The sequence below is a fragment of the Massilia sp. PWRC2 genome (assembly GCF_049896725.1).
Taxonomy (GTDB): domain Bacteria; phylum Pseudomonadota; class Gammaproteobacteria; order Burkholderiales; family Burkholderiaceae_D; genus JAFCUW01.
Genome location: NZ_JAFCUW010000004.1, coordinates 202,023 through 225,853, shown reverse-complemented (window position 1 = coordinate 225,853; position 23,831 = coordinate 202,023). Strand labels below are relative to the sequence as shown.

19 protein-coding genes are annotated in these 23,831 nt (G+C 61.8%); 11 read left to right on the top strand and 8 right to left on the bottom strand.

The window, feature by feature from the left end:
- Positions 1-6: 6 nt before the first annotated feature.
- Positions 7-363, bottom strand: coding sequence for a hypothetical protein (locus ACP7BZ_RS10515; protein WP_426112799.1), 357 nt, complete (start codon positions 361-363; stop codon positions 7-9).
- A 243-nt stretch (positions 364-606) separates the two neighbouring features.
- A complete protein-coding gene (locus ACP7BZ_RS10510; RefSeq protein WP_426112797.1) occupies positions 607-1,641 on the bottom strand; it encodes a methyltransferase in 1,035 nt (344 codons plus the stop codon).
- Between the two features lie 287 nt (positions 1,642-1,928).
- On the opposite strand from ACP7BZ_RS10510, the gene ACP7BZ_RS10505 reads away from it, so the two are divergent.
- Entirely contained in the window at positions 1,929-5,606 is a 3,678-nt protein-coding gene (locus tag ACP7BZ_RS10505; protein WP_426112795.1) for a PAS domain-containing protein, read from the top strand.
- Positions 5,603-6,052, top strand: a complete 450-nt coding sequence (locus tag ACP7BZ_RS10500; protein ID WP_426112793.1) for an NUDIX hydrolase — start codon at positions 5,603-5,605, stop codon at positions 6,050-6,052. Before ACP7BZ_RS10505 ends, ACP7BZ_RS10500 begins: the two co-directional genes overlap by 4 nt.
- Positions 6,053-6,261: 209 nt before the next feature.
- Here the strand turns inward: ACP7BZ_RS10500 and ACP7BZ_RS10495 are convergent, their stop codons facing one another.
- Positions 6,262-6,684 (bottom strand): hypothetical protein, encoded by a 423-nt coding sequence (locus ACP7BZ_RS10495; protein WP_426112791.1) that lies wholly within the window; start codon positions 6,682-6,684, stop codon positions 6,262-6,264.
- Between the two features lie 124 nt (positions 6,685-6,808).
- Here ACP7BZ_RS10495 and ACP7BZ_RS10490 point away from each other — a divergent pair, with 124 nt between their 5' ends.
- Entirely contained in the window at positions 6,809-7,846 is a 1,038-nt protein-coding gene (locus tag ACP7BZ_RS10490; RefSeq protein ID WP_426112789.1) for an IS110 family transposase, read from the top strand.
- 385 nt (positions 7,847-8,231) lie between these two features.
- Here ACP7BZ_RS10490 and ACP7BZ_RS10485 read toward each other — a convergent pair whose 3' ends face one another.
- Together ACP7BZ_RS10485 and ACP7BZ_RS10480 are read right to left on the bottom strand one after the other, a co-directional pair.
- Positions 8,232-11,198, bottom strand: coding sequence for a Tn3 family transposase (locus ACP7BZ_RS10485; RefSeq protein WP_426112787.1), 2,967 nt, complete (start codon positions 11,196-11,198; stop codon positions 8,232-8,234).
- 32 nt (positions 11,199-11,230) lie between these two features.
- Positions 11,231-11,794, bottom strand: coding sequence for a recombinase family protein (locus ACP7BZ_RS10480; RefSeq protein ID WP_426113091.1), 564 nt, complete (start codon positions 11,792-11,794; stop codon positions 11,231-11,233).
- A gap of 200 nt (positions 11,795-11,994) precedes the next feature.
- On the opposite strand from ACP7BZ_RS10480, the gene ACP7BZ_RS10475 reads away from it, so the two are divergent.
- The 6 genes from ACP7BZ_RS10475 to ACP7BZ_RS10450 all read left to right on the top strand — a co-directional run bounded on the left by ACP7BZ_RS10475 (position 11,995) and on the right by ACP7BZ_RS10450 (position 16,235).
- On the top strand, positions 11,995-12,396 hold the full coding sequence (locus tag ACP7BZ_RS10475) for a hypothetical protein (protein ID WP_426112785.1): 402 nt from the start codon (positions 11,995-11,997) through the stop codon (positions 12,394-12,396).
- Between the two features lie 204 nt (positions 12,397-12,600).
- On the top strand, positions 12,601-13,095 hold the full coding sequence (locus tag ACP7BZ_RS10470; protein WP_426112783.1) for a hypothetical protein: 495 nt from the start codon (positions 12,601-12,603) through the stop codon (positions 13,093-13,095).
- Between the two features lie 110 nt (positions 13,096-13,205).
- On the top strand, positions 13,206-13,856 hold the full coding sequence (locus ACP7BZ_RS10465) for a hypothetical protein (protein WP_426112781.1): 651 nt from the start codon (positions 13,206-13,208) through the stop codon (positions 13,854-13,856).
- An 839-nt stretch (positions 13,857-14,695) separates the two neighbouring features.
- A complete protein-coding gene (locus ACP7BZ_RS10460; RefSeq protein ID WP_426112779.1) occupies positions 14,696-15,133 on the top strand; it encodes a hypothetical protein in 438 nt (145 codons plus the stop codon).
- Between the two features lie 72 nt (positions 15,134-15,205).
- A complete protein-coding gene (locus ACP7BZ_RS10455) occupies positions 15,206-15,604 on the top strand; it encodes a hypothetical protein (protein WP_426112777.1) in 399 nt (132 codons plus the stop codon).
- Positions 15,605-15,776: 172 nt separating this feature from the next.
- Positions 15,777-16,235, top strand: a complete 459-nt coding sequence (locus tag ACP7BZ_RS10450) for a hypothetical protein (protein WP_426112775.1) — start codon at positions 15,777-15,779, stop codon at positions 16,233-16,235.
- A 246-nt stretch (positions 16,236-16,481) separates the two neighbouring features.
- On the opposite strand, the gene ACP7BZ_RS10445 is transcribed toward ACP7BZ_RS10450, so the two are convergent.
- Complete coding sequence (locus tag ACP7BZ_RS10445; RefSeq protein WP_426112773.1) at positions 16,482-17,030, bottom strand: hypothetical protein; 549 nt, start codon at positions 17,028-17,030, stop codon at positions 16,482-16,484.
- A gap of 257 nt (positions 17,031-17,287) precedes the next feature.
- Between ACP7BZ_RS10445 and ACP7BZ_RS10440 the strand changes: the two genes are divergently transcribed.
- Positions 17,288-18,874 (top strand): methyl-accepting chemotaxis protein, encoded by a 1,587-nt coding sequence (locus tag ACP7BZ_RS10440; RefSeq protein ID WP_426112771.1) that lies wholly within the window; start codon positions 17,288-17,290, stop codon positions 18,872-18,874.
- 24 nt (positions 18,875-18,898) lie between these two features.
- Here ACP7BZ_RS10440 and ACP7BZ_RS10435 read toward each other — a convergent pair whose 3' ends face one another.
- Entirely contained in the window at positions 18,899-21,286 is a 2,388-nt protein-coding gene (locus ACP7BZ_RS10435) for a hybrid sensor histidine kinase/response regulator (RefSeq protein ID WP_426112769.1), read from the bottom strand.
- Between the two features lie 319 nt (positions 21,287-21,605).
- Between ACP7BZ_RS10435 and ACP7BZ_RS10430 the strand changes: the two genes are divergently transcribed.
- Entirely contained in the window at positions 21,606-22,718 is a 1,113-nt protein-coding gene (locus tag ACP7BZ_RS10430) for an acyl-CoA dehydrogenase (RefSeq protein WP_426112767.1), read from the top strand.
- Positions 22,719-22,731: 13 nt separating this feature from the next.
- On the opposite strand, the gene ACP7BZ_RS10425 is transcribed toward ACP7BZ_RS10430, so the two are convergent.
- Positions 22,732-23,736, bottom strand: a complete 1,005-nt coding sequence (locus tag ACP7BZ_RS10425) for a diguanylate cyclase (protein ID WP_426112765.1) — start codon at positions 23,734-23,736, stop codon at positions 22,732-22,734.
- Positions 23,737-23,831 lie beyond the last annotated feature (95 nt).

Genomic DNA, 23,831 nt, shown 5'->3' with positions numbered 1-23,831 from the left:
TGCGCGCTATGACAGGCGCGAGTGCGACAACATCAGCCAGGCGACCGAAATGACCACCATCGCCGTCAGGCTCACGCACGACCAGGTGAAGAACCAGGCCGATAGTACGCTGGCCTGCAAGGCCCGTTCGAACAGCAGGCCGAGAAAAAAATCGCAGGCCGTCAGCACCGACCAGCGCCGCAGGTAGACGGGCAGGTAACGGCTCATGTAGCGGTTATGACGGGCGGCGGCATGGCGCTCGTAGAGATTGCGGGTGGCGCTGAGGTCGGCGAACATCCAGCCGAAAAACATGAAGCGGTACAGCAGCGTACGAAAGCGCAGCGGGCCGGCTGGCTGGGTGGGAATTGTTTGCTGGTCTGCCATGGGCGCACCTCGCTGGGCTGGCGGGACGATGGGAAAACGAGGCGGCGCCGCCGGCCCGCTGTGCTACGGATTGCTCATTAACTGCTCATTAACTGCTCATTAACTGCTCATTGATTACGCATTGATAAAAGACGCGCTGCCACTATACCGCAGGGCGCCGTCACCTTGCTGTGCGCGCGCATTCTACTCAGAATTGGTTTAAAGAAACTTCCGACTGCGGCGGCCGCGGCACACCCTGGCTGCTTACGACAGCGGGCGGCGCACCTCGAGCCAGATGGCGGCGATGCGGTCGGCCGCGGCGTACAGCGGTTCGCCCAGTTCGTCGCCGTGGACGTCGGGTTCGATTTCTTCGTAGTGCCACTCAAAGCGACTGCCGGCGAGCAGCGGCGCCAGTCGCGCCAGCAGGGGATCGCAGCCGCCTGTGATCGCCACCCCCGCATAGAGTAGCAAGCGACCGCCGGCGGCGAGCCGGCTGCAGCCCTGCTGCACGATATCGAACGCGCGCTGTTCGCCATGGACGCCGCCGCCATGCCGCAGCAGGCGGCCGAGCGGATCGAGCAGGTAGGGTGGGTGGGCAACGATCAGGTCGAAATGACCGTCGACGGCGGCCAGGGCGTCGCCGTGGACGACGCCGACGCGGTGGGCGCCGGCCAGTGCGGCATTGACGGCAGCGAGTGTCACGGCGGCCTCGTTGAGGTCGACCGCCAGCACCTCGGCCTGCGGCCACTGGCGGGCGATCAGCACGGCGCCCGCAGCGGCGCCGCAGCCGACGTCGATGGCGCGGCGCACATTGTGCGCGTTGAGGGCCAGGGCTGGCCGCAGTGCGCGCCGCAGTGCGCCCATAAAGCGGTAAGTGTCGGGGTCGAAGAACACGGCGTGCTCGTCGAGCGTCGGATAAGCCGAGTGAAAAAACAGCAGGGGCCGGGCTGGCGTCGCGGCGGAGGGCAGCGGGGCCGCGCTTGCCACCCGCAGCTTGCTGCGCCAGCCGGCACCATCGCGCCGCACGATCCCCGCTTCATTCATGGCGTCCCACACGCGCGCATCGACATGCTCGGCGCTGAACCGGCGCGACAGGCCGAAAATGTCGTTCAGGGTGGCCGCTGCGGCCGCGGGGCGCCTGACCACCAGCTGGTGCGACGCGGCGCTGACGGCGGTGTGGCGGTAGCCGACATTGTCGAGATAGCGTCCCAGCCGGAGCAGGGCGTGGTGGGCGCTGCCGTCGCCGTCATGGGTGCGCGTGGTGACGGCGGCGGCGGCGGCTGCAATATGCGGGGTCATGGCCTGGTCTTGGTGGTCGGTGCAGCACGCAGTGTGCAAAATAAGATGCAGTAACGAAAGAGGCAGTCATCCTGCATGGGTGTAAGATTGATCCTACCGTAGCGCACGCCGTACGATGTTGACACCGGCGAAGGCGCTCCGTACATTATCAATCGCGCATCGCGCCGGTGTGCGGCGCACGGCGCGCGGCATTGTACCGATCAAAGCGAGCCCATTATTGCAATCCGATTTCTTTTAAGCGCTGTGCGCCGGCAGCTGCACGATCCGACGAACAGGCACCGAGTCCGATGACCGACCAGCAGGCTAAAAAGCAGGCCAACCAGCAGGCCGACATCGCCACCGCGGTCAACATCCTGCTGGTCGATGAACAGCCGGTCAGTCTCGATAGCCTGGCCGCGCTGTTGCGCGGCCTGCTGGCCGAGCATGGCGGCGCGGTCATCGCCGTCGCTTCGCGCGAAGCTGCCGTGCGGGCGGCCGCGCTGCACGCGCTGGCCGTCATCGTGCTCAATGTGCATGCACCGGCGCCCGGCGGCATGGCCACGGCCGCCGTGCTGCGCGCCGACCCCCACATGCAGGCGGTGCCGATCATCTTCCTGCTGGGCGACGACGTTGCCGATTTCCCCGTCGAACAGGCCTATGCACTGGGCGCCGTCGACTATGTCAGCAAACCGTGCAACCCGGTGGTGCTGCGCGCGCGCGTGGCGGTATTGCTTGACCTGCACCGCAAGGCGCTGGCGCTGGCTGCGCATCGCGAAGTGCGTTATCGGGCCGACCTGCGCCTGCGCGACGAGCGCATCGGCCTGATTCTCGACAGCGCGCGCGATTACGCCTTCATCGGCATGGACGCCGACGGCATCATCACCGAATGGGAAGGCGGCGCCGCTGACATCGTCGGCGCCGCCGGCGAGCAGGCGCGCGGGCACAGCGTGGCGATGATTTTTAGCGCGCAGGACCGCGCCGATGGCATCCCCCAGCAAGAGATGGCGCGCGCGCTGGCCAGCGGCCGCGCGCTCGACAAGCGCTGGCACGTGCGCGCCAACGGCGAGCGCTTTTATGCCGATGGCGTGCTGGTTCCGATGCGCGACGACGGCGGCACCCTGCGCGGTTTCGCCAAGATCTTCCGTGACGCCACCGTCGAGCGGCTGGCGGCCGAGCAGATCGACCGCATCGAGGCCGAGCGCGAGCGCCTGTTTGCCGCCGTCGAAGCGGCCAGTGAACAGCTGGTCGACATTTTTCAGCGCGCCCCAGCGTTCATGTGCGTGGTGCGCGGCGCCGCCCACCGCTTCGAGTTCGTCAACCAGTGCTTTGCCGAACTGGTGGGCCAGCGCGAACTGCAGGAGCGCGAAGCGCGCGCGGCGCTGCCTGAACTGGCCGGCCAGGATTTCTTTGAACAGCTCGACGCCGTCTACGCCGACGGCCAGCCGCGCGAGCGCTACGCCGAACGCCTGCTGTTGCGGCGTCAGCGCGGCAAACTGCTCGAGCCACGCTATGTCGACGTCGTCTACACCGCCATGCGCGAGGCCGACGGCGCCATCTCCGGGGTGCTGGTGCACGGCATCGATGTCACCGAGCGCACCCAGGCCAGCCTGCTGGCGCTGGGCCAGCGCAGCGCCCTCGAGCTGGCCGTCAGCGACGCCCCGCTGGGCGATGTGCTCGATGTGCTGGCCCATACGGCGGAAGATTATGCGGGCGGCGCCGGGCTGGCGGCAATCCGCCTGGCCGACGGCGAGCGCGCCCGTCCGCGCCTGCGTCATGTGGCCGCGCCATCGCTGTCGGCAGACTTTCTCGATGCCCTCGATGGCCTGGAGCCGGCGGCCGACAGCGGTCCCGGCTCGCTGGCGGCGGCCACTGGCGAGACCGTCACCGTCGACGATATCGATGGCGATCCGCGCTGGCCCGGCTTTCGCGCGCTCGCGCGCGTGCATGGCCTGCGCGCCTGTCGCGTGATGCCGATCCTGGCGCCGTCGGGCGCGGTGCTGGGGGTATTTTGCTGGTACTACCGCGAACTGCGCGCACCGAACGATGACGAACACGCGGCGCTGGCAATGCTGGCCAATACCGCCTCGCTGGTGATCGGCCAGCGCCACGAGGCGGCGCAGCGGATGGCTGCCGAAGCGCGCTCGCACAATATCCTCGAGAGCATCAGCGAAGGTTTTATCGCCGTCGATGCGCGCTGGCGCATCACCTTTGCCAACCGCGCCATGGAAGGGGTGACGGCGCTGGCGCAGGCGGCGCTGATTGGCCTCGATTTCTGGCCCGCCTTCTCGCACATGGCCGGCGGCGTCATCGAACAGGGCGTGCGGCGTTGCGCCAGCGAGCGCGTGGCCGTCAAGTTCGACGCCTGGTACGACCCGCGCGGCGGCTGGTTCGAGATCAACTGCTACCCCACCCCGGACGGCGGCATCGCCCTGTACTTCCGCGACGAGACCGAGCGCCGCATGGCGCAGGAGGGCATCCGCCGGCTGGCGGCGGTGGCCGAGCAGTCGCCCGATTTTATTGGTATTACCAGTCCCGACACGGTCGGCATGTTCTTAAATCCGGCCGGCCGGCGCCTCTCCGGCATGGCCGATGATGCGCGCATGTCCGATTACCGGCTGGTCGATTTCTTTGCACCCGACTGCCGCGACCAGCTCGAGCACGAGGTGCTGCCGGCGCTGACCGGCGCCATCGGCCGCTGGGAGGGCGAATTGCGCTTTGCCAGGCTCGATAGCGGCGCCGTGGTGCCGGTGTATTTCAAGGGATTCGCGGTGGTCGATGAACGTGGCGCCATCATTGGTCTGGCCACCGTCACGCGCGACATCACCGAGCAAAAACGCGCCGAAGACGCCCTGCACCGGGTCGCCGCCGACCTGTCCGAGGCCGATCACCGCAAGTCCGAGTTTCTGGCCACCCTGGCGCACGAACTGCGCAACCCGCTGGCGCCGATCCGCAGCGGTCTCGATCTGCTGCGCCTGAAAGACGGCGACAGCGCCATGCGCGCGCGGGTGACCGGCATGATGGATCGGCAGCTGGGCCACCTGATCCACCTGGTCGACGACCTGCTTGATGTCGCCCGCATCACGCGCGGTAAAATCGAACTGAAAAAAGCGCCGGTGGCCCTGCACACGCTGGTGGCCATGGCGCTCGAATCGAACAGCGCGATGATCGATGCGCTCGGCCACACCCTGAGCGTCAAGGTGCCCGAGCAGCCGATCGTGCTCGACGTCGACAGCACGCGGGTGGTGCAGGTGCTCAGTAACCTGATCAACAACGCCGCCAAGTACACCCCGCCCGGTGGCCGCATCAGCATCGACGCCTTTGAACAAAGCGGCAGCGATGGTGCGCAGGCGGTGGTGACGGTGCGCGACAGCGGCGTTGGCATTGGCGCCGATGCGCTGGCCAGCGTGTTCGACCTGTTTACCCAGGTGCGCAGTCACCGCGAGCTGGCGCAAGGGGGGCTGGGGATCGGCCTGTCGTTGGTGCGCCGGCTGGTCGAGCTGCACGGCGGCTCGGTGCAGGCAGCGAGCGAAGGGCGCGGCGAGGGCAGCACGTTTACCGTGCGGCTGCCGCTGGGCGGCGCGGCGCCGCTGGCAAGCACGCCGCACGCTGCCAGTGGCGCTGGCAGCGCGCTGCGCGTACTGGTGGTGGACGACAACGCCGACGCTGCCGACAGCCTGGCCGCGCTGCTCGAGCTGATGGGCCATCACAGCCGGGTGGCCTTCGACGGCCGCGCCGGCCTGGCGCTGGCGCAGAGCATGCAGCCGGACCTGGTGATCCTCGACATTGGCATGCCTGGCATGAATGGTCACGAGGTGGCGCGCGCCATCCGCGCCAGCGCCGGCCTCGAACAGGTGCTGCTGGTGGCGCTGACCGGCTGGGGCGCGCCGGCCGATGTCGCGCTGGCAGTGAGCGCCGGTTTCGACCACCATCTGACCAAGCCGGTCAGCATCGAAGCGCTTGAACGCGCGCTGCTGGCGCGCGCATGACGGCATCGCGGCCAATGTCGTCGCAGCTGCCAGTCTCCTGCGGCACCCTGATCGTCAATCCGGCTGGCCTGCTGCTGCTGTGCCACGTCACCGGCACCGCGCGCTGGGACATCCCGAAAGGCATGCAGGATGACGGCGAGACGCCGCTGGCAGCGGCGATGCGCGAGCTGCGTGAAGAAGCCGGCATTTGCGTGTTTGACGCCGGCCGCTTTGAAGACCTCGGCCAATTCGCCTACCGGCCCGACAAGCGCCTGCATCTGTACCGGGTGCACAGTGAAAACGATGTGCCCGACCTTGATGCCCTTGTCTGCACCAGCTTTTTTCCCCATCACCTCACCGGGCTGCCAACGCCGGAAGCGGACGGCTACCGCTGGGCCGCGCGCGGCGAACTGGCGCGCCTGTGCTGGCCGCGCATGGCGGCGCGGCTGCTGGCCCTGGCGTGGTAGGGGTTTGAGGGGCAGTGGAACGGGGATGCAAAGCTGCAGTCGAACAATGCATTACATGCAAGGCGCAGACCTGATTTTGCTTTCCATAAAATTTCACGTTTCAGGCGAAAATGGCATGATCACGGCCAACTTTGGAATGAATGGTCATGGCCGAAACCTGCCTGTTCCGACCGGCTGATTTCGACCCAAAGCGGACCTTCGAGCAGCAATCAGAGCCGGGCGGTCGCCAAAGGACGCATGTCAGTAAATTTTGATACGAACGATTGAGCAGCTTGCGCAGCCAAGTTGATGAGGATGGTTCCGCTACTGTCCCAACAGGCGATTTCAAACAACGCTCCATCAAGTTGAGGATCGCACTCTTCCCCGCTCCAGTAACTCGGATTGCCCTCGACATACGGTGCAGACGAAGGAGTAGAGCGGAACCCTTTAGGGACAGCACTGAATACTGCCAAGATGAACTGGACCTCATGTTCGCGTAGAAAGAACGCTAGGGAGGCACTGATGTATTCTGGCGGATGGAATCGGTCCCGAAAAAGGTGCTCGGCAAGGCGCAATACCGCAGACATGCCCGGGCATGGCGAGGATTTGCAACGCAGCTGGGCGCTTTTTTCGTGTGCCGAGGCCGCCGTCATGAATTAATCAGATGGTATGGACGTCCCTCCTGAACGTGCCGATACGCTAGCGAAGATCTAGCAGCGACGGCGTCGATGTGCGAAATTGGAGTTTCGTCACCATCATCCAAATTGGAGGCCGATCATGAGACGTACCGCAGAACTGCCTGTCATCGGAATGGACATCGCCAAGAATGTGTTTCAGATCCATATCGTGGATTGCGAAACCGGTGAGATCGAGCGAGCCAAGCTCAAGCGCGACAAGGTCCTGCAATTCTTCGTCAATCGTCAGCCTGCGCTCGTTGCCATCGAGGCTTGTGGAGGAGCCCACTACTGGGGACGTATCTTGCAAGCCCACGGTCATCTGGCGAAGCTGCTGCCGGCTAAACAGGTACGCCCTTTTGTCGTACGCGACAAAACCGATGCCCGTGATGCCCAGGCAATTTGGGTGGCAGCGCAACAACCCCACATCCGCGCAGTGCCGGTCAAAAGCGAACAACAGCAGGCTTGCCTTGCTCTGCACCGAATGCGCTCCCAACTGATGAAGATGCGCATCATGCAGACCAATGCCCTTCGCGGGCTCCTCTACGAATTTGGCATTGTTCTACCAGAAGGTCATCACGCCTTGCTGGAGAAGATCAAGCCAGAGCTTGCCAAGGCAGAAGACCGGCTGCCAAGTGTCATTTCCGACAGCGTGATGGAGCAACTTGTGCGTATTGGCAAACTGCAGGAAGACATCGACCAGCTTGATCGACGGTTGGTTGCTTTAGCTAAAACCAATCCACAAATGCAGGTGCTACAGACGATTCCGGGTTTTGGCCCGTTGACGGCGACGGCACTGGCCGCCACCGCTACCGATATCCACAGCTTTTGTAGTGGCCGACAATTTGCCGCCTGGCTGGGTTTGACGCCACGACAGACGGGCACGGGTGGAAGGATCCGACAACTAGGAATTTCCAAACGGGGCGATCCGTACGTGCGTACCTTATTAATGCACGGCGCCAGAGCCATCATTGCCCGATGTGGCCGATCCGCATGGGTAAGTGCGCTGTTGCAGCGCAGGCCATACTGTGTGGTCGTCGCTGCCTTGGCCAACAAACTGGCGCGCACCGCTTGGGCGGTCCTGACCAAAGGCGCAGCCTTTGATCAGGGTAGATGGAATCCCGGTGAACTGGCGACGTGAACAACACGCAAAATCTGCTCACTGCAAACCTACCAACAGCGTTGTAAGGGAGAGCACGCAACAGCAAAATGATGGGTCAACAGGTCATACCTGGGCAAGGACACTCCGATAGGGAAAAGGGCCGTTAAGCCCGATGATCAGATAGGAGCCTTGCCCGCGAATGCCATCAGGGCCAGCAGGATGAAACGCCTGCACAAACAGGCCGTATATAAGACTGCAACCTCCGTTGACACTTTATGCTGCTAAAGCTTGCAATCCAAGGGACGTCCATATAAGTGGTTCCCTAGTGCGTCTCCAGTAAACCCTTGATCGACTGGCGAGAATCTTGGGGGCAATCAGGCAGGGGAGCACACAGGATTCGGAAAAAATCGGGCGCTAAGCCAATTCACTCATTATTGCGGAACCCCAACGGCCGAAATTGTCCATCGTCGCTCTTCCGATTCTGACGCCAGACGTAATCTCCGGTCAGATTGATGTGTTCCCAGCCCAAGGGCGAAAGGTATTGCAGCATGTCGTCCTTGGCCAGCTTGCCTGACTCGCGCAAGGCCTGCGTGGCCCGCTCCAGGTACACGGTGTTCCATAGCACAATGGCGGCCGTCACCAGATTCAGGCCGCTGGCACGATACCGCTGCTGTTCAAAGCTCCGGTCCCGAATTTCGCCCAGCCGGTGGATGAAGACTGCCCTGGCCAGCGCGTTGCGCGCCTCCCCTTTGTTCAATCCGGCGTGGACGCGCCGGCGTAGCTCGACGCTTTGGAGCCAGTCCAGAATGAACAGCGTGCGCTCGATGCGGCCCAGTTCACGCAGCGCGATCGCCAGACCGTTCTGGCGCGGATAACTGCCGAGCTTGCGCAGCATGAGCGATGCGGTGACGGTGCCATGCTTGATTGACGCCGCCAGGCGCAGGATTTCGTCCCAGTGCGCGCGCAAGTGCTTGATGTTCAGGGTACCGCCGATCATGGACTTCAACCCTGGATAGTCCGCAATGGCGCCCGGAATGTACAGCTTCGTGTCGCCGAGGTCGCGAATGCGTGGCGCGAAGCGAAAGCCCAGCGTATGCATCAGCGCGAACACGTGGTCCGTGAAGCCGGCGGTGTCCGTGTAGTGCTCCTCGATGCGCAGGTCTGATTCGTGATACAGCAATCCGTCGAGCACATAGGTCGAATCCCTGACGCCGACGTTGACCATCTTGGTGCTGAACGGAGCGTAGTTGTCGGCGATGTGCGTGTAGATCATCTTTCCCGGTTCGGCGCCGTACTTCGGGTTGATGTGTCCGGTACTTTCGGCCCGGCCGGCCGCGCGGAAGCGCTGGCCATCCGATGAAGACGTGGTGCCGTCGCCCCAGTTAGCGGCAAACGCGTGACAGGATTGAGCGTTGACGAGTTCGGCCAAGCCGGCCGAATAGGTTTCGTCACGGATGTGCCAGGCCTGTAACCACGACAGCTTGGAATAGGTCGCGCCGGGGCTCGATTCCGCCATCTTGGTCAGGCCGAGGTTGATGGCGTCGGCAAGAATCGCCGACAGCAGCAGTGTCCTGTCCTTGGCCTGCTCGCCGTTTTTCAGATGGACGAAGTGGCGGGTGAATCCGGTCCAGTCGTCGACGTCCATCAGCAGTTCCGTGATCTTGATGCGTGGCAGCATCGCGCTGGTGAGGTCGATCAGTGCCTGGGCCGACTCGGGCACCACCGCGTCCTGCGGGCTGATTTTGAGGCCAGTGTCGGTAATGATGGCGTCCGGCAGTTCATTGGCCAGCGCAAGCCGGTTGACCGTGGCCAGTTGCTGGTTCAGCAGCATCACGCGTTCGAGCAAGTACTGGTCGAGGTCAGGGTTGATTGCAATGGGCAGCGTGCGGGTCTGTCTGAGTTCGCTGAATTTTTCCGGTGGCAGCAAATACTCCTCGAAATCCCGGAACTGGCGCGAGCCCTGCACCCAAATATCGCCGGAGCGCAGGGCGTTCTTCAGTTCGGACAGTGCGCATATCTCATAGAAGCGGCGGTCGATGCCATCGCTGGTGATGACGAGCGGTTTCCAGCGGGCTTTGACGAATGTGATGGTCGCATCTTCCGGTACCTTGCGCGCTCCGGTCGTGTTCATCTTGCGCACGACATCAATGGCGTCGAGCACCGCTTGTGCTGCGGGCGCCGCCTTGAGCTTGAGCACGTCGAGAAATTCGGGCGTATAGCGACGCAATGTGCTGTACTGCTCTTCAATCAGTTGTAGATGGTCAAAGGTGGCGGGCCGGGCGAGCTGGGTGGCCTCGGTGACGCTTTGTTCAAATTCAGTCCACGGCAGCACGGACTCGATCGCGGCATATGGGTCGCCGCCGGATTCTTTGGCTTTGACCAGCGCACGGCCAATTTTCGAATACAGACGTACCTTGTCGTTGATCGCCTTGCCTTGCTTTTGGAACTGCTCCTGGTGCTTGTTCTTGGCGGCGCTGAACATCTTGACCATGATGCGGTCGTGCAGGTCGACCAACTCGTCCGTCACGGTGGCCATGCCCTCGATGGCCAGTGCTGCCAGTGTGGCATAGCGCCGCTCGTCCTCAAATCTGGCAAGGTCACTCGGTTGCATCTGCGCGCCTTCACGCGCAATCTTCAGCAGACGGTTTTGGTGAATATGCCGGCCCAGTCCCTCCGGCAGGGCGAGCGACTGGAAGATCTTGAGGCGCTCGATATGCTCCCGCACGTAGCGGGAATTCGGTTTGCGTGGTGACTGACGCAACCATACGAGCCAAGTGATTTTTATGTCCGGCGCAACATTGAGCAGGTTATCCAGCCCGCTTCGGTGATGTCGTTCCAGCGGCTCGATCAACGTCCGATAGATGCGCCTGTTGGCCCGCGTCACAGCTTCCGCGCAAGCACGCTCAATGACCGATAGAGCCGGCAAGATAATGCGTTTCTGCCTCAACGTTTGCAAGGCATGGCTTGCGAGCACGATGCCTTTGTCAGTCTGCATGGCAAGGTCAGCCAAACTGTGCGCCAGCTTCCGAAAATCCGTCAACCCGAACGGTGACAATCCGAGATAGGCGCGCAACTCATGCAAATGCTCATTCCGCGTTTTTTCGCGCACCCCGTATTCCTGCCAAGTGGCGGCATCGCTTCGTACCTGGCGGGCGACCCATTGAATCACCATATCCGGTACCAGCATGTCGCCAGCCAGCGCATAGCCAGGGTAGCGCAGCAGGCACAATTGGACGGCGAAGCCGATTCGGTTGGCGTCGCCGCGGCGCTGCCGGATCATGGACAAATCGGACTCGGTGAAGCTGTAATGCTGAATGAGATCGTCTTCGGCCTCCGGGAGTGCCAATAGGCTCTCCCGTTCCGTTGCGGAAAGTACCGAGCGACGCGCCATACGTTACGTCATCCTGTCGACGCATAGGCACCTCATGTTGGCCCCGCTCCGCCAATTCGCGCAATGGTTTCAATCAGCGTGGTTCGCTTGACCCCAAAGGTTCGGCAGACAGCAGCCTTGGACATTCCGTCGCGTAGTGCGGCAAGAATGGACTCCAATTTTTCGCCAGTAATTGATGGGGGGCGGCCACCGACACGACCGCGCCGACGCGCGGCTGCAAGCCCGGCGGTCACGCGTTCCTTGGTCAACGCCCGCTCGAACTGGGCCAGCGCGCCGAAAACATGGAACAGCAATTCGCCGGAAGCTGTCGTCGTGTCCATTCCTTCCGTGAGTGATCGAAAGGCGACCTGCTTGTCTTTGAGCGTGTTTACGATGGAAAGTAGGTGCGGCAATGAGCGGCCGAGCCGATCTAGCTTCCAGACGACAAGCACATCACCAGGCCGCAAGAATTCAAGCGCCTGGGCCAAGCCCGGCCGATCATCCTTGGAACCGGACGCACGGTCTTCGTAAAGATGCCGGGCATCGACGCCCGCCGCCTGCAGCGCGTCGCGCTGCAGGTTGGTGTTTTGGCGGTCAGACTCGGACGAAACCCGCATGTATCCGACAAGCATGTACGGAAAACCCATGAAATATGATTGTCGTATGCTACACCATGACGACATAGTATTCCGTACACTTTTCATGCCTTGGGGTGTAAGCTCGAGATATCGCCTGTCGAGCCGTCGGAAAACATCTGTTTTCCGACAGGCCGCTTTCGGCCAGAAGCTGTCATTCACACGGTGCATCATGAGGCAGTATGGGAACGAAAATTAAAAGATCGGCCTCTACTTTTCGGGGTTTCGTACTGCCCCCCGAAGAAGTCCAGCGCCTAGTCGGAGTAGAAGCAGTGCTTCTCGCGCAATCCGGCCAACCCATGAGGCCGAATCGTCCGAATGTCTGGCTTCGGTCAGCGGCAAAGTTCGAGGTCGAGTTCACTGACGTAACTCTAATTGTAGATATGATCCCTGCGATACTCGCGCATGCTGGCGGTGTTGAACATTTATGCTCAGTTCGAGATCAGGTCTCACCTGAATTTTTGGAAATCAATCTCGTTTTACCCATCAAACACTCAGTTTCCCACGATGATGGCTATGTGGAATCAGAAACATTGCAGGACATTGGCCGTTTGGGGGCAACGCTCGGACTGAGTTTCCTGTAATGCTCATTCGACGAATACGCCTCCATCATAAGTAAAAACAGATCATCTACTTCGTGCCCCACCGTCCGCAATGGGGCGGAAGCGGACACAGCCAACCTGATGTTGAGTACAATCGTCTGCAACCGGCCAGAAGCCGCCCATCATCCTAAAGCGGTCGCACCTTCTAAAAAACCATTAACGCAAGTATTTGGGAGTTAAGCACCAATGCAATTAGTTGAATCGTTTTTGCAGGAGCTTTCGAGTTTGGCTGGCGAGGAATGTTGGGGCGTCACTGGCGGCGAGGGAACTGGATCGGTGATCGCACTCGACATTGGAAAGCGAACGGTCAGGGCTAAGCCTTTCAGGAACGTTCACTTGACGGAGTTGGTCAGATGCTATGAAAGCGCATACAAGCTTTTGCTTTACTGCCCCTGGAGAATAGAGTCGAAGTCAGAGGTGTTCTCCGGAAGCCATATGTCGAACGTGAACGATGGCCCGATGGTCCTTGGTCTGGAGTTCATACGCGGGAAAAAAATTGCAGCTGTGACGTGTTCGCGCCCCGCATTGGATCTTCAAATTCAATTCGAAGGAGAGATTTCGCTCGTAATTCATTGCAGTTCGATCGGTATGGATTTCGATGAATGTTATGTGTTTAAAGGAAAGCTTGGCTGGTATACGGTGGGCTTTGATGTCAGGCTGGCATTAGAGAAGTCCAAATAATCGAACGTTGAACGTCGGCTTCGGGTCGAAATGCGTCGGTTTCACTCAACAGCGCGAACGAGTACAATCGGCCAAAAGCGGTCGCCTTACCTTACTAAAATGGAGACAAGATGAAACTCAGACTAGCCGTTTTTTCGGTATTGCTGGCAATTTGTCAAAGCAGTTTTGCTCAGCGGGAATTTCCGTTCAGAGAGATTATTTTTGATGGCGTGAGTGTGAGTGGTTTCCATCAGGGCGAGCCGTTCGAATACTTCTTAATTAAACGAAAAATTTTAGCGGGGCTGCCAATCGCGCAAGAAAGCGCTGTGATTCAGGAATGGTCCAAACAGCACCCAGGTGCAACTGCCCTTCCTGTATCGATCATTGGAGAAGAATCCCAACTACCAATTGTCTATGTTTGGGCAGTCGACGGCAATGACATATTAAATGTGTACCTGGTTAGGAAAGGCGTTCACCCTGCAATAGGGATGCTCGACACAGCAAAATTCGGACGACTTCTTCAAGCATCGTCTAATGCGCCCTTTATCAAACTGGCTGCGCGAGGAGAAAGAGCAGGGAATCCGACTGGCGTAGTGTCGCGGAGGCTAATTCCGAAACTCAGTTACGATACCTTTGTGAATGAGCTTATTGCTGCTGAGACATTGGCTCAGCGCGAGTCGTTGGGGATTTGGTCAGATAGCTTCAAGAAAGTTCGGGAACAGATAGGCCTTGTACCGCTGAGCTCCTTACCACTGACAAGTGATGAATTTGATTTTGACTAGGCTGAACCTCCAAGAGCAGTCGACGGGATCTTCTAGCGTCTGCTTTGGGTCGAATCCAGCCTTTCGACCGCCGCTGCGTAACTCGACAATCATTTGCGATGACGTTCTTAGCCAGGCTCGTCCGCTTTGAATCGTCCGCTCCGGCCTCCCGGTTCGGGTGGCGAAAAATGCTTTGCGAGCTTCGTATCTGGGTTGCAAGTGAGATTCGATTAATTTATATTCGAGAGGTTTATAATGACAGACGGCAACGAATTTAAGGGAAAATCTTATCTCCCGCTCGGAATTCTAATGATAATTTTGGTTTGTGCGCCCATTTTTGGGGGGCAAGTTAGGAGTCCCAACCAGTATTTCAAATTTTTTATTCTACTTTGCGCTTTTGATTCCCGCGCTGCTTCAACTGTTCACGGGGTGCCTGTTCAATCGAATGTGGACGGCCTATAAAACCCGTGTCGAAAGCCCGGAACTATTTTGGTTTGTTACGGTAGGTTATTTTGTTTGGGCAGTTGTCATAATGATCAACGTGGATCCCGGCACACTCAAATGATTTCAACCCTTTGTGCCTGGGACAAAAATGCTGGCAGACCTTGAACGACTCAACGAGCAGCGAAGCGGAGGATGTGATTGCGAGCGGACAGATGAGCCTTCGTCCAAACCAAAGCTTAGGACCGCCGCTGCTGTCTGGGGCGCACTCATGAAGATAAAATATCTGGGACCAGAACGCTGGCAAGAATACGTCGGTTTCAACGACCGCTTCGGGTCGGCAGGCGCCGATGTCCCCCAACAGTGCGAACGGGTACAATCGGCCAGTAGCGGACACCTAGAAGACGATGGGAAAAGACATGCCGAGTACTACAATCAATGAAATGACTCAGCGTGAGTGGCGTGAACTTGGCTTCTTCTATGACCGCGACGATGACGCCAAGGAGTGGCGATTGATAGGGTCCAAGGAAGGACTTCAACGGTTCGCACATGCAATGCAAAAATATGTAGCGAAACCTGGCAACGACCTAATATCGGAACACGAACACTTTGGCCCCTACGGCTATCTGGAAGTCGGCACTTGGACAACCTCGGAGATCACCGACCATTGGATCGCTGGTTCGCTGGGCGAAATTCAAAGACTCGCACTTACTGTGATTTCTCGGCTTAATGCTGTGTCAGTAGGTGATTGCATTTACCTTCGCGCCGAGTTCGCACCGCTTTCACCTTATGACCTTGTGTTGAAAGTGCGGGATGATTTATACGATCCAGCGAAGGCCGACTCGGCGTGTTGGTAACGAATCGACTCATACGACATGACAGGCAGCCATCGGCCAAAAGCGGACGTTTTCACGAGATCAAGGATTTGAATGAAGAGTTATGTGTTCGCCGTGTCCAATAGACCAGTTATGGTCGCATCCGCTTCGCTTGAGGCGATGGATCAGAACTGCGAGGAATACTTTCCGCTGGTTCTTGAAAACGATGACGAGCTCAAGATATTGATGGGCCTACTGGGAGTGCAGTTTTTGGCCGAGACTTCGCTATCGTCAAACCAGGACTTTTCTTCCGTGTTTGATTATTCCGACCAACGGTTACCACAACTGAGCAAAGATGACTTTGACACGTTATATGACGAGTGGCTGCTCAGATCAGGGCGTGAAACAAGTATGGACGAATATGGACAGCTCATTTTTCTTCAAGGACGTGGCGATGGCTGGAACAAGATGGCAAGTCGCTTCGTGCTCTGTGAGACTTTGAGAACTGGGTAGTCTTCTAACACTAGGCTAACGTCCGCAATGGGTCGAATGCGGCCGGTCAGCACGAATTGTCACAAGCTCAGATTGGCAACATGCTAGACTTGTTCGCACAGGCGGTTTCGGCCAATAGCGGACGCATGGGAACCTTACAACTACGTACACAATCAGGCCCTTTGAGGAACTAATGACTCAAATCTTAAGAAAAGTGCTCGCATGTACAGTGTTAATTGGACTCTTTGCGTGCAGCGGCTGTGGTGAGAAATTTGCTAGAGGTTTTGCCTCTCCAGCCAAAGACTATGTTGCTGTACTCGTTACCGAAACCGGAGGTGGTCCTGGAAGCAGTTATTGCATCGATACGGTCGTTGTCGTGCCCAGCGAAATTCTTGCCTCTGGCAACTATCCGGCCAACGACCGCGCCTATGTTGGCGGCTGTCACTCGCTCAAGATGATTCAAATTAACGGTCGCGCAAGTATGCCCAATGCACCACAAATACGGTGGACGGGGCCGTACGAGTTGAGCATCGTCTACAACCCGACTTTTGCACGCCAAGGGGTAGCCGCGTTATTCACCCAAACATCCTTGCACGGGGGGAAAATAACAATCCGTTATGAAGAACAGGAGCCGGGGAAACGCGCACGTTGACAGTCCGCTTTGGGTCGAAAGCGGTCCTTCATTGAAGGACACGTTACCTTAGCGCCCGATTTTTTCCGAATCCTGTGTTCTTCCCAGGCAAAAATAGGACAATTTGTTGGCGGATGTAAGGGGAGTCATCATCGTGAGCGCGCTTGCTTTTATTGCCGCCATCCGGCCGGAAAAAATCTATCATCGAAAGGCCGCAGTCGGCCCGGCGCGACTGTTTTCGCTGGTAGCGGCCTGGCTGGCATCGGTTCACCCGCTCACATATTGAATGACCGATACCCTCATACTTCGTCCAACCGGCTTGACTGAGAGAACATAGCCGCCGGTGCTCTCCCATGCGCACTCACCAGACGGGGCCTTCGATCCGTCCCTGCACATGGAACGGGTACCATCGTGCAGGGGTACGCTATTGGAATGCCCGAGGAAAACGTCTAGCTCGGCGAGTGGAGGTGCCGAAGGGCGCGTCTTTAAAGCGAGTATGGTCTGTCGAAGGAGTTCGACTAAAGCACTGTGGTTTTCTGCAGTGCCCTGCTCGAGGGGCACCATGAGCGCAAACGCCGTCGTGATGACGTCCACGCATGCGCTTTGGCTGATTTCAATTTGGGACCCATCTGGCAGTTGTGCTGTTTCTGCCATTCCATTGAGAGGTTTCCGATGCAGGGTTTGACCCGCATATGCGTGAGGCAACAAGATTGGCGTTGGGGCGCGGAAATCGCACGTAGCTGCCAGCGCAAAGTCTGCGAAATAACCTTGAAGAACAATAAGAGAAATCCCGCAAAGGACCTTGCAAATTTTCATATGGTTCTCTTGAGTAAAAAAATGGTGAAGGTACCCAGTCAAGTCTGATTTTAGCCTGAAGCAGTTCCACTGCACCGCAAACCCTGGTCGGACGAACGAAATAGATGTTGCCAAAAAGATACATTTAACGCGACGCTGCTTGAGCCGGCGGCCTGCTTGGAGTACCGTCGTTGCAGGGTGTCGCCAGCCGGCGTCCGCCCGACCGCGCCGGCGAGCGTGGCAATGAATCAATACACTATCTGGAGACGGGGTAAGGCATGGCTTGGCTGGACGCGAAAGGCTGGCGCACGCTGGCACAGGCTGCGGCGCTGGTGGGCAGCGCGGTCTTGGTGGGGATGCTGGCGCAAGGGGTGCTGGCCGCTGCGGCGCCGTTGACCAGATTCATGGCAGCACTGCTGGCCGGCGGCGGCGCCGTCGTCGGCGTGGCTGGCTGGGCCCTGCTGCATGGGCGCGCGCATGACGCCATCAACTCGCATGGGCGCCTGTTCGAGGTGGTCGGCGGCTCGCTTGATGCGGTAATGATCGGCGCCGCCGAAACAGCGTTTTTCGTCGACACCGTCAAACACAAGATCGACGCCGATGTCGACGCCGTCGAGACCATGGTCGTCGATGCCGGCGAGGTGGCGCGCAGCACCGGCCAGATCGCCGACAATGCGGCCCGCGCTGCCGCCGTCGCCAGCCGCGTGCGCAGCGAGAGCGTGGCCGGGCGGGCCGAAGCCGATCAGGTGTTGCAGGGGATCGGCAGCGCCGGCCAGCAGGCGCGGGCGGTGGCGCTGGGCATGACGGCGCTGCGCGAACAGTCGGCCGGCATCGCCGGCTTCACGGCGGTGATCGCGGAAATTTCGGCGCGCACCAATATGCTGGCACTCAATGCCGCCATCGAAGCGGCGCGGGCCGGCGAGCACGGTCGCGGTTTCGCCGTGGTGGCAGGCGAAGTGCGCCAGCTGGCCCAGCGCACCAAGAGCGCCACCGACGAAATTGGCGTGATGGTGGGGGCCATTAACGGCCAGGCGGCGCAGGCGGTCGGGGCAATGGCGGCGCTGACGGCGGCGGTCGAATCGGCCAGCAGCAAGGTCGGCCAGGTACACCAGATGCTTACCAATATCGAGCAGTCATCGATCGCCGCCGAGCAGGAAATCGGTGCCATCGCCGCCAGCGCCCAAGCCCACGTGGCCACCACCGGCGCCATCCTGGACGCCTTGACAACGGTGCGCGACAGCCTGCTGTCGACCGACCAGGCGTTACCGCGCGCGGCGCAGGCGGCGATGGCGCTGGCCGAGCGTGCCGAATCGATTGCGGCAGCGCTGTCGGAGTCCGGCGTGGCCACCGCCCACGATGCCATCGGCGCCGCCGCCCGCACAGCGGCGGCGGCGGTGGGGACGCTGTTTAGCGATGCCATCCGCGATGGCCGCATCAGCCGCGAAGCGCTGTTCGACCGCCAGTACCGGCCGCTGCCAAACACCAACCCGCAAAAGCACAGCACCCGCTTCGATGATTTTACCGACCGCGAGCTGCCAGCGATCCAGGAAGCGCTGCTGGCCGCCATGCCGCAGCTGGCCTATTGCGGCGCGGTCGACAACAATGGTTACTTCCCCACCCATAACAAGAAATTTTCGCAAGCGCTGACCGGCGACTATGCGATCGACATCGTCAACAACCGCACCAAGCGCATCTTCAACGACCGTACCGGCGCCCGCTGCGGCGCCAATACCAAGCCGTTCCTGCTGCAGACTTACAAGCGTGACACCGGCGAGGTGATGCACGATCTGTCGGCACCGATCATGGTCGATGGTCGCCACTGGGGCGGTTTCCGCATCGGCTACCGCTCGCTGGCGCCAGCCTGACTGCGGGTCGGCGCGGGTCATTACCTATACCCTGGCGAGCACCTGTTCGATCAGCGCCAGGTCGACCGGCTTGGTCAAATGCAGGTCGAAGCCGGCGGCCTGGGTTTGCGCGCGGTCGTCGACGCCGCCCCAGCCGGTCAGCGCGGCCAGCAGCGGCTGGTCAAAGCGGCGGTCGTTGCGGATCGCCTGTGCCACCTGGTAGCCGTTCATCCCTGGCATGCCGAGGTCGAGCAGCACCACTTGCGGACGAAACTCTTGCATCGCTTCGAGTGCGGCGCGGCCGCTATTGGCCACCTGGGCGCGGTGGCCCAGCATGTCAAGCAGTTCGGCGAGGATGTCGGCGGCGTCGCTGTTGTCGTCGACCACCAGCACGCGCACGGCGTGCACTGGCAGCACGGCAGGCAAGCAGGGCTGCAATACCGGTTGCGGTTGCGGCTGTGGCTGCGGCGGCGGCGCCGCGCTGGTCGCCGTGGTCAGCGGCAGGCGCACGCTGAAGGTGCTGCCAAGACCGACCCCGGCACTGGTGGCGGCAACGCTGCCGCCATGCAGTTCGACCAGGGTGCGCACCAGCGACAGGCCGATTCCCAAGCCCCCTTCGCCAGGCAGGCGGTCGCGCCCGACCTGGCGAAACAGGTCGAACACGCCGGCCAGGTCGGCGCTGGCGATGCCGACACCGTTGTCGCTCACCTCGAGCAGGGCCGTGGCGCCGCCCTCGGCGCGTAGCGCCAGCCGCACCACACCGCCCTCGGGGGTGTAGCGGGCGGCGTTGTTGAGAAGATTATTGAGCACCTGGATCAGGCGGGTGGCGTCGCCCTGCACCAGCAGCGCTGCGGTGCCCGCGGTGCCTCCTTTTTCAGCGCCGTCAACGTCGATCTGCAGGCGGTGGCCACGCGCTTCGATGGTGGGGCGGGCGGCGTCGACGGCGGCCGCAAGGACCATGGCCAGATCGACTTCGCCCAGCTTGAGGGCGATCTGGCCATGGGTGATGCGACCCACGTCGAGCAGATCATCGACCAGTTCGACCATGTGGCTCAGCTGGCGCTCCATGGTGGTGAGCACGCGCTGACGCACGGCGGGATCTTCGCCGCCCAGGCGCAGCAGCGGCAGGCCGCTGCGCAGCGGCGCCAGCGGATTGCGCAGCTCATGGGCGAGGGTGGCGATAAACTCATTCTTGCGGCGGTTCGACTCGAGCAGGTCGGCAGCGAGTCGTTCCAGCTCGAACTGGGCCTGACGGCTTTCGGTGACGTCGGTGAACAGCACGGCAACGCGGTCGCTGCCTTCGCCGCCAACCCGGGTGGCGTAGACGTCGAACCAGCGCTGCATCACGCCGATGCTGTCGTTGCGATGGCGCGCCGGCTCGCCGCTGCGGGCGATCTCGCCATACAGCGTGGTCCAGACGGGATCGTGGCCGGGCACCATGGCGCCCATGGTTTGACCGACCGGATCGGTCAGACCCGTGTGGCGCACGAAAGCCTGGTTCACTTCGAGAAAGCGGTAATCGATGGCCGCGCCGCCAGCGTCGCGGATCATTTCAATGATGCAGACGCCTTCGTCGACCGCTTCGAACAGGGTGCGGTAACGCTCTTCGCTGGCATCGAGCGCCAGCTGCGCCACGCGCGCGCCGGTGACGTCGCAGACCACCCCGCGCAGCAGCGCCGGCTTGCCATCAGCGCCGGCCAGTACTTCGCCGTGCGAGACCAGGTGATGGTAATGACCGTCGCGTGCCAGCACGCGCGCGGCCGAGCGGTAGGCGCCGCCATTGGCCAGGGCGGCGCCGACATCGGCATGCGCGCGCGCGATGTCGGCGCCGTGGATGGCGCGGACGTAGGCGGCGATCGGCGTGCCGGCAAGGTCGCTTCTGGAGTCGTCGTCCACATCGAACAGGAATTTCATGGTGGTGTCGGCTTCCACGCGGTTGCGGCGGATATCCCAGCTCCAGGTGGCCAGGCCGCTGGCCACGGCCGGCGCCGGCCCAATCTCACCCCCAACCCCGCCCTGCGATGCGTGCGCGCTGTCGGCCCTGGCGCGCTGGCGCCGTCCCGGTTCGACGAAACGCGCCACCTTGGCCGCCAGCGCCACCGCCGCCAGGCTGGCGGCAAGGACGTCGGCGGCGCCAGCCTGGTAGCAGGCGGCGACCGGGAAGTCGGTGTCGGCAGCGAGCACCAGCACCGGCAAGCGGTACGGCGGCGCTACCAGTGCGCCCAGCGCCGCGATGGCGTCGGCGGCGTCGACCGAGAGGATCGCCAGTGCCACTGCGCCGTCGTGCGCGGCCGCCAGCGCCGCTGCCACCGAGTCCACTTGCAGCAGCGCGGCGCTGCAGCCGGACAGCGCAGCGAGGGCATCGTCGATGGCACGGGCGGACGCGGCCAGCCCGACCAGGAGCACGCGGCCGGCGGCGACGCTGCTCAGCACGGGACGGTTTGCATTGGTTTGAACAGTTCGGGCACTCTGACACCACCGCGATAAAAAGGCGTTAAGCTGCGGCGCCCGGCGGCGACGGCAGGAGCGGCGAACAAGCTCGCCAACTAGTGGCGGAATTATAACGGCAGTTGCGCAGGTTCCTGCTTTTGAGCAACACGCAACCGTGCCGACGGTCGGCGCGGCTGGTATATTGCCGCTCTGTCAGCATGCGGGCTTGCCCCCGGCTTGCGCAATACTGGACATTGGTACCATCAGTGCATGTTGTTTACCGTGTTTACCATTTTTTCGATTCGCTACCTTGCATCCTCCTATGACTATGTCGTTGTTGCCCCGCGATGCCACCCGCATCGCCCACGCCGCCGCCGCCGCCGACGCCGCCGGCTGGCTGAGTCATCGCCAGCAGGCCCTGTTACATCAGCGCGGCTGGCTGCGCATGCTGGCGCCGCGCGCTGTCGGTGGCCTCGAAGTGGACTTGCCCGCCGCGGTGCGGCTCGAAGAAGCGGTGGCGGCGCAGGATGGCAGCATGGCCTGGGTGCTGACGCTGTGCGCTGGCGCCGGCTGGTTTGCCGGCTTCATGGCGCCGCCGGTTGCGCGCGCGATCATCGGCAGCCGCCGCGTATGCATCGCCGGCAGCGGTGCGGTGGGCGGCTTTGCCGATATCGCGGGCAGCGGCGCGCCCGACGACAGCGCCACCGGCTACCGCATCAGCGGGCGCTGGGACTATGCCAGCGGGGCGCCGATGGCCACCCATCTCACGCTCAATGCGCGCGTGCGCCGGCGTGGTGAGCTTGTGCTGGACGACGCTGGGGCGCCGCTGATCCGCGCCTTTATCGTGCCGCGCCGGCTGGTGACCATGCAGCCGTCGTGGCGCAGCATCGGCCTGCGCGCCAGCGCCTCGCACAGCTATGCCATCGAGGCGGGCGAGATCGATGGCGGCCATGGCTTTCGCATCGACGCCGCCGCTGCCACGGCGCCCGGCCCGCTGTACCGCTTTCCCTTCATGGCGCTGGCGTTTGTCACGCTCGCTGCCAACCTGGCCGGCATGGCAGCGCACTTCCTGGCGCTGGCACACGCGGCCATCGGTGGCCGCCGCCACAGCCCCACCGGTGTACCCCTGCTGGAGGTGGCGGGCGTGGCCGCCCGGCTGGCGCAGGCCGGCGCCCGGCTGGCGGCGGCGCGCAGCGAGTTTTATGGGTTGCTCGACGCTGCCTGGCTGACGGTGGCGGCCGGTGCGCACCTGCCAGCACCCGCGCATGCAGCGTTGCAGGCCAGCTCAAAGGCGCTGGTCGAGGCTGCGCGCATGGCGGTCGATGGTATCTATCCGTATTGCGGGCTGGTGGCCGCCGGCTGCGACACCGAGATCAACCGCGTGTGGCGCGATTTTCATACGGCGACCCAGCATTCGCTGCTGCTGCCAGAATGAGCAGCAGCAGGCGCTAGCGCACCTCTGCCAGCGGCAGACTGATGCGGTTGCGTCCCATGTGCTTGGCGCGGTAGAGGGCGGCGTCGGCGATCGCCACCAGTTGCTGTACGCTGGTGTCAGCCGCTGCAATGGCGGTGGCCGCACCGATACTCACCGTCACATGGCCGCTGCCATGGTGGATGGCGCCATCGCAGTGGGGCAGGTTGAGTCGCTCGACCCGGCTGCGAATCCGTTCGGCGACGATGGCGGCGCCCTTGAGCGACTGGTTCGGTAGAATTACGGCGAATTCCTCGCCACCGTAGCGCGCCACCAGATCGTTGGCGCGCATTTCGCTCGATACCGCCCTGGCGATGCGTTTTAGGCATTCATCGCCACCGAGGTGGCCGTTGGCGTCGTTGTACGCCTTAAAATTGTCGACATCGACCATCAGCAGCGACAGCGGCTGCTGCTGGCGCAGCGCGCGCGTCCATTCGGCGTGCAGGGTGTCGTCGAAACAGCGGCGGTTGGCCAGCCCCGTCAAGCCGTCGCGGGTAGCCAGCTGCTCGAGCGCCGCCTGCGCCATTTTTTCGTCGGTCATGTCGCGCAGGGTCTGCACCACCGCCACCATGGCGCCGCCATCGTCGTGGATCGGGCTGGCATCGGCCGCCAGATAGCGGCGCGTGCCCACGCGCGGCATGTCGCACCAGCTTTCGGCGCACAGGGCGCCATCTTCGGCCGGGTGGATGGCCGGTAGCGGATAGAGCTGGCTCAATTCGTCGCAGCGGTTTTGCATCAGCAAGTCGGCCAGCGTGGGAACGGGGCTCTGGTGAAAACTGCGCCAGTGGTCGCGCGTGCCGATGACGTCGCCGGCGGCGACCCCGGTCAGGCGCTCGCACGCCTTGTTCCAGATCATCACGCGGCAGCCGGTGTCGAGCACGAAGGTGGGCACGGCCAGCATTTCCATCAGCCGCGTGGCGAAGGCGCCGTTGTGCAGGGCAGGGGCAGGGGTGGCATGGCACTGGAAGCGGGAAGAGGGCATATTCGGTCCTGTAAAAACTGTCCGGTACGCAATTTATTGACTGCCGACAAGTTTCGATTTTCCTACAAGGCAACCTCGCGACCTTTGATCTCGCT

Bases quoted from the DNA above. Each gene is read 5' to 3' on its own strand.
- ACP7BZ_RS10515 (WP_426112799.1), bottom strand. From the start codon at position 363: ATGGCAGACCAGCAAACAATTCCCACCCAGCCAGCCGGCCCGCTGCGC.
- ACP7BZ_RS10510 (WP_426112797.1), bottom strand. From the start codon at position 1,641: ATGACCCCGCATATTGCAGCCGCCGCCGCCGCCGTCACCACGCGCACC.
- ACP7BZ_RS10505 (WP_426112795.1), top strand. From the start codon at position 1,929: ATGACCGACCAGCAGGCTAAAAAGCAGGCCAACCAGCAGGCCGACATC.
- ACP7BZ_RS10500 (WP_426112793.1), top strand. From the start codon at position 5,603: ATGACGGCATCGCGGCCAATGTCGTCGCAGCTGCCAGTCTCCTGCGGC.
- ACP7BZ_RS10495 (WP_426112791.1), bottom strand. From the start codon at position 6,684: ATGACGGCGGCCTCGGCACACGAAAAAAGCGCCCAGCTGCGTTGCAAA.
- ACP7BZ_RS10490 (WP_426112789.1), top strand. From the start codon at position 6,809: ATGAGACGTACCGCAGAACTGCCTGTCATCGGAATGGACATCGCCAAG.
- ACP7BZ_RS10485 (WP_426112787.1), bottom strand. From the start codon at position 11,198: ATGGCGCGTCGCTCGGTACTTTCCGCAACGGAACGGGAGAGCCTATTG.
- ACP7BZ_RS10480 (WP_426113091.1), bottom strand. From the start codon at position 11,794: ATGCGGGTTTCGTCCGAGTCTGACCGCCAAAACACCAACCTGCAGCGC.
- ACP7BZ_RS10475 (WP_426112785.1), top strand. From the start codon at position 11,995: ATGGGAACGAAAATTAAAAGATCGGCCTCTACTTTTCGGGGTTTCGTA.
- ACP7BZ_RS10470 (WP_426112783.1), top strand. From the start codon at position 12,601: ATGCAATTAGTTGAATCGTTTTTGCAGGAGCTTTCGAGTTTGGCTGGC.
- ACP7BZ_RS10465 (WP_426112781.1), top strand. From the start codon at position 13,206: ATGAAACTCAGACTAGCCGTTTTTTCGGTATTGCTGGCAATTTGTCAA.
- ACP7BZ_RS10460 (WP_426112779.1), top strand. From the start codon at position 14,696: ATGCCGAGTACTACAATCAATGAAATGACTCAGCGTGAGTGGCGTGAA.
- ACP7BZ_RS10455 (WP_426112777.1), top strand. From the start codon at position 15,206: ATGAAGAGTTATGTGTTCGCCGTGTCCAATAGACCAGTTATGGTCGCA.
- ACP7BZ_RS10450 (WP_426112775.1), top strand. From the start codon at position 15,777: ATGACTCAAATCTTAAGAAAAGTGCTCGCATGTACAGTGTTAATTGGA.
- ACP7BZ_RS10445 (WP_426112773.1), bottom strand. From the start codon at position 17,030: ATGAAAATTTGCAAGGTCCTTTGCGGGATTTCTCTTATTGTTCTTCAA.
- ACP7BZ_RS10440 (WP_426112771.1), top strand. From the start codon at position 17,288: ATGGCTTGGCTGGACGCGAAAGGCTGGCGCACGCTGGCACAGGCTGCG.
- ACP7BZ_RS10430 (WP_426112767.1), top strand. From the start codon at position 21,606: ATGACTATGTCGTTGTTGCCCCGCGATGCCACCCGCATCGCCCACGCC.
- ACP7BZ_RS10425 (WP_426112765.1), bottom strand. From the start codon at position 23,736: ATGCCCTCTTCCCGCTTCCAGTGCCATGCCACCCCTGCCCCTGCCCTG.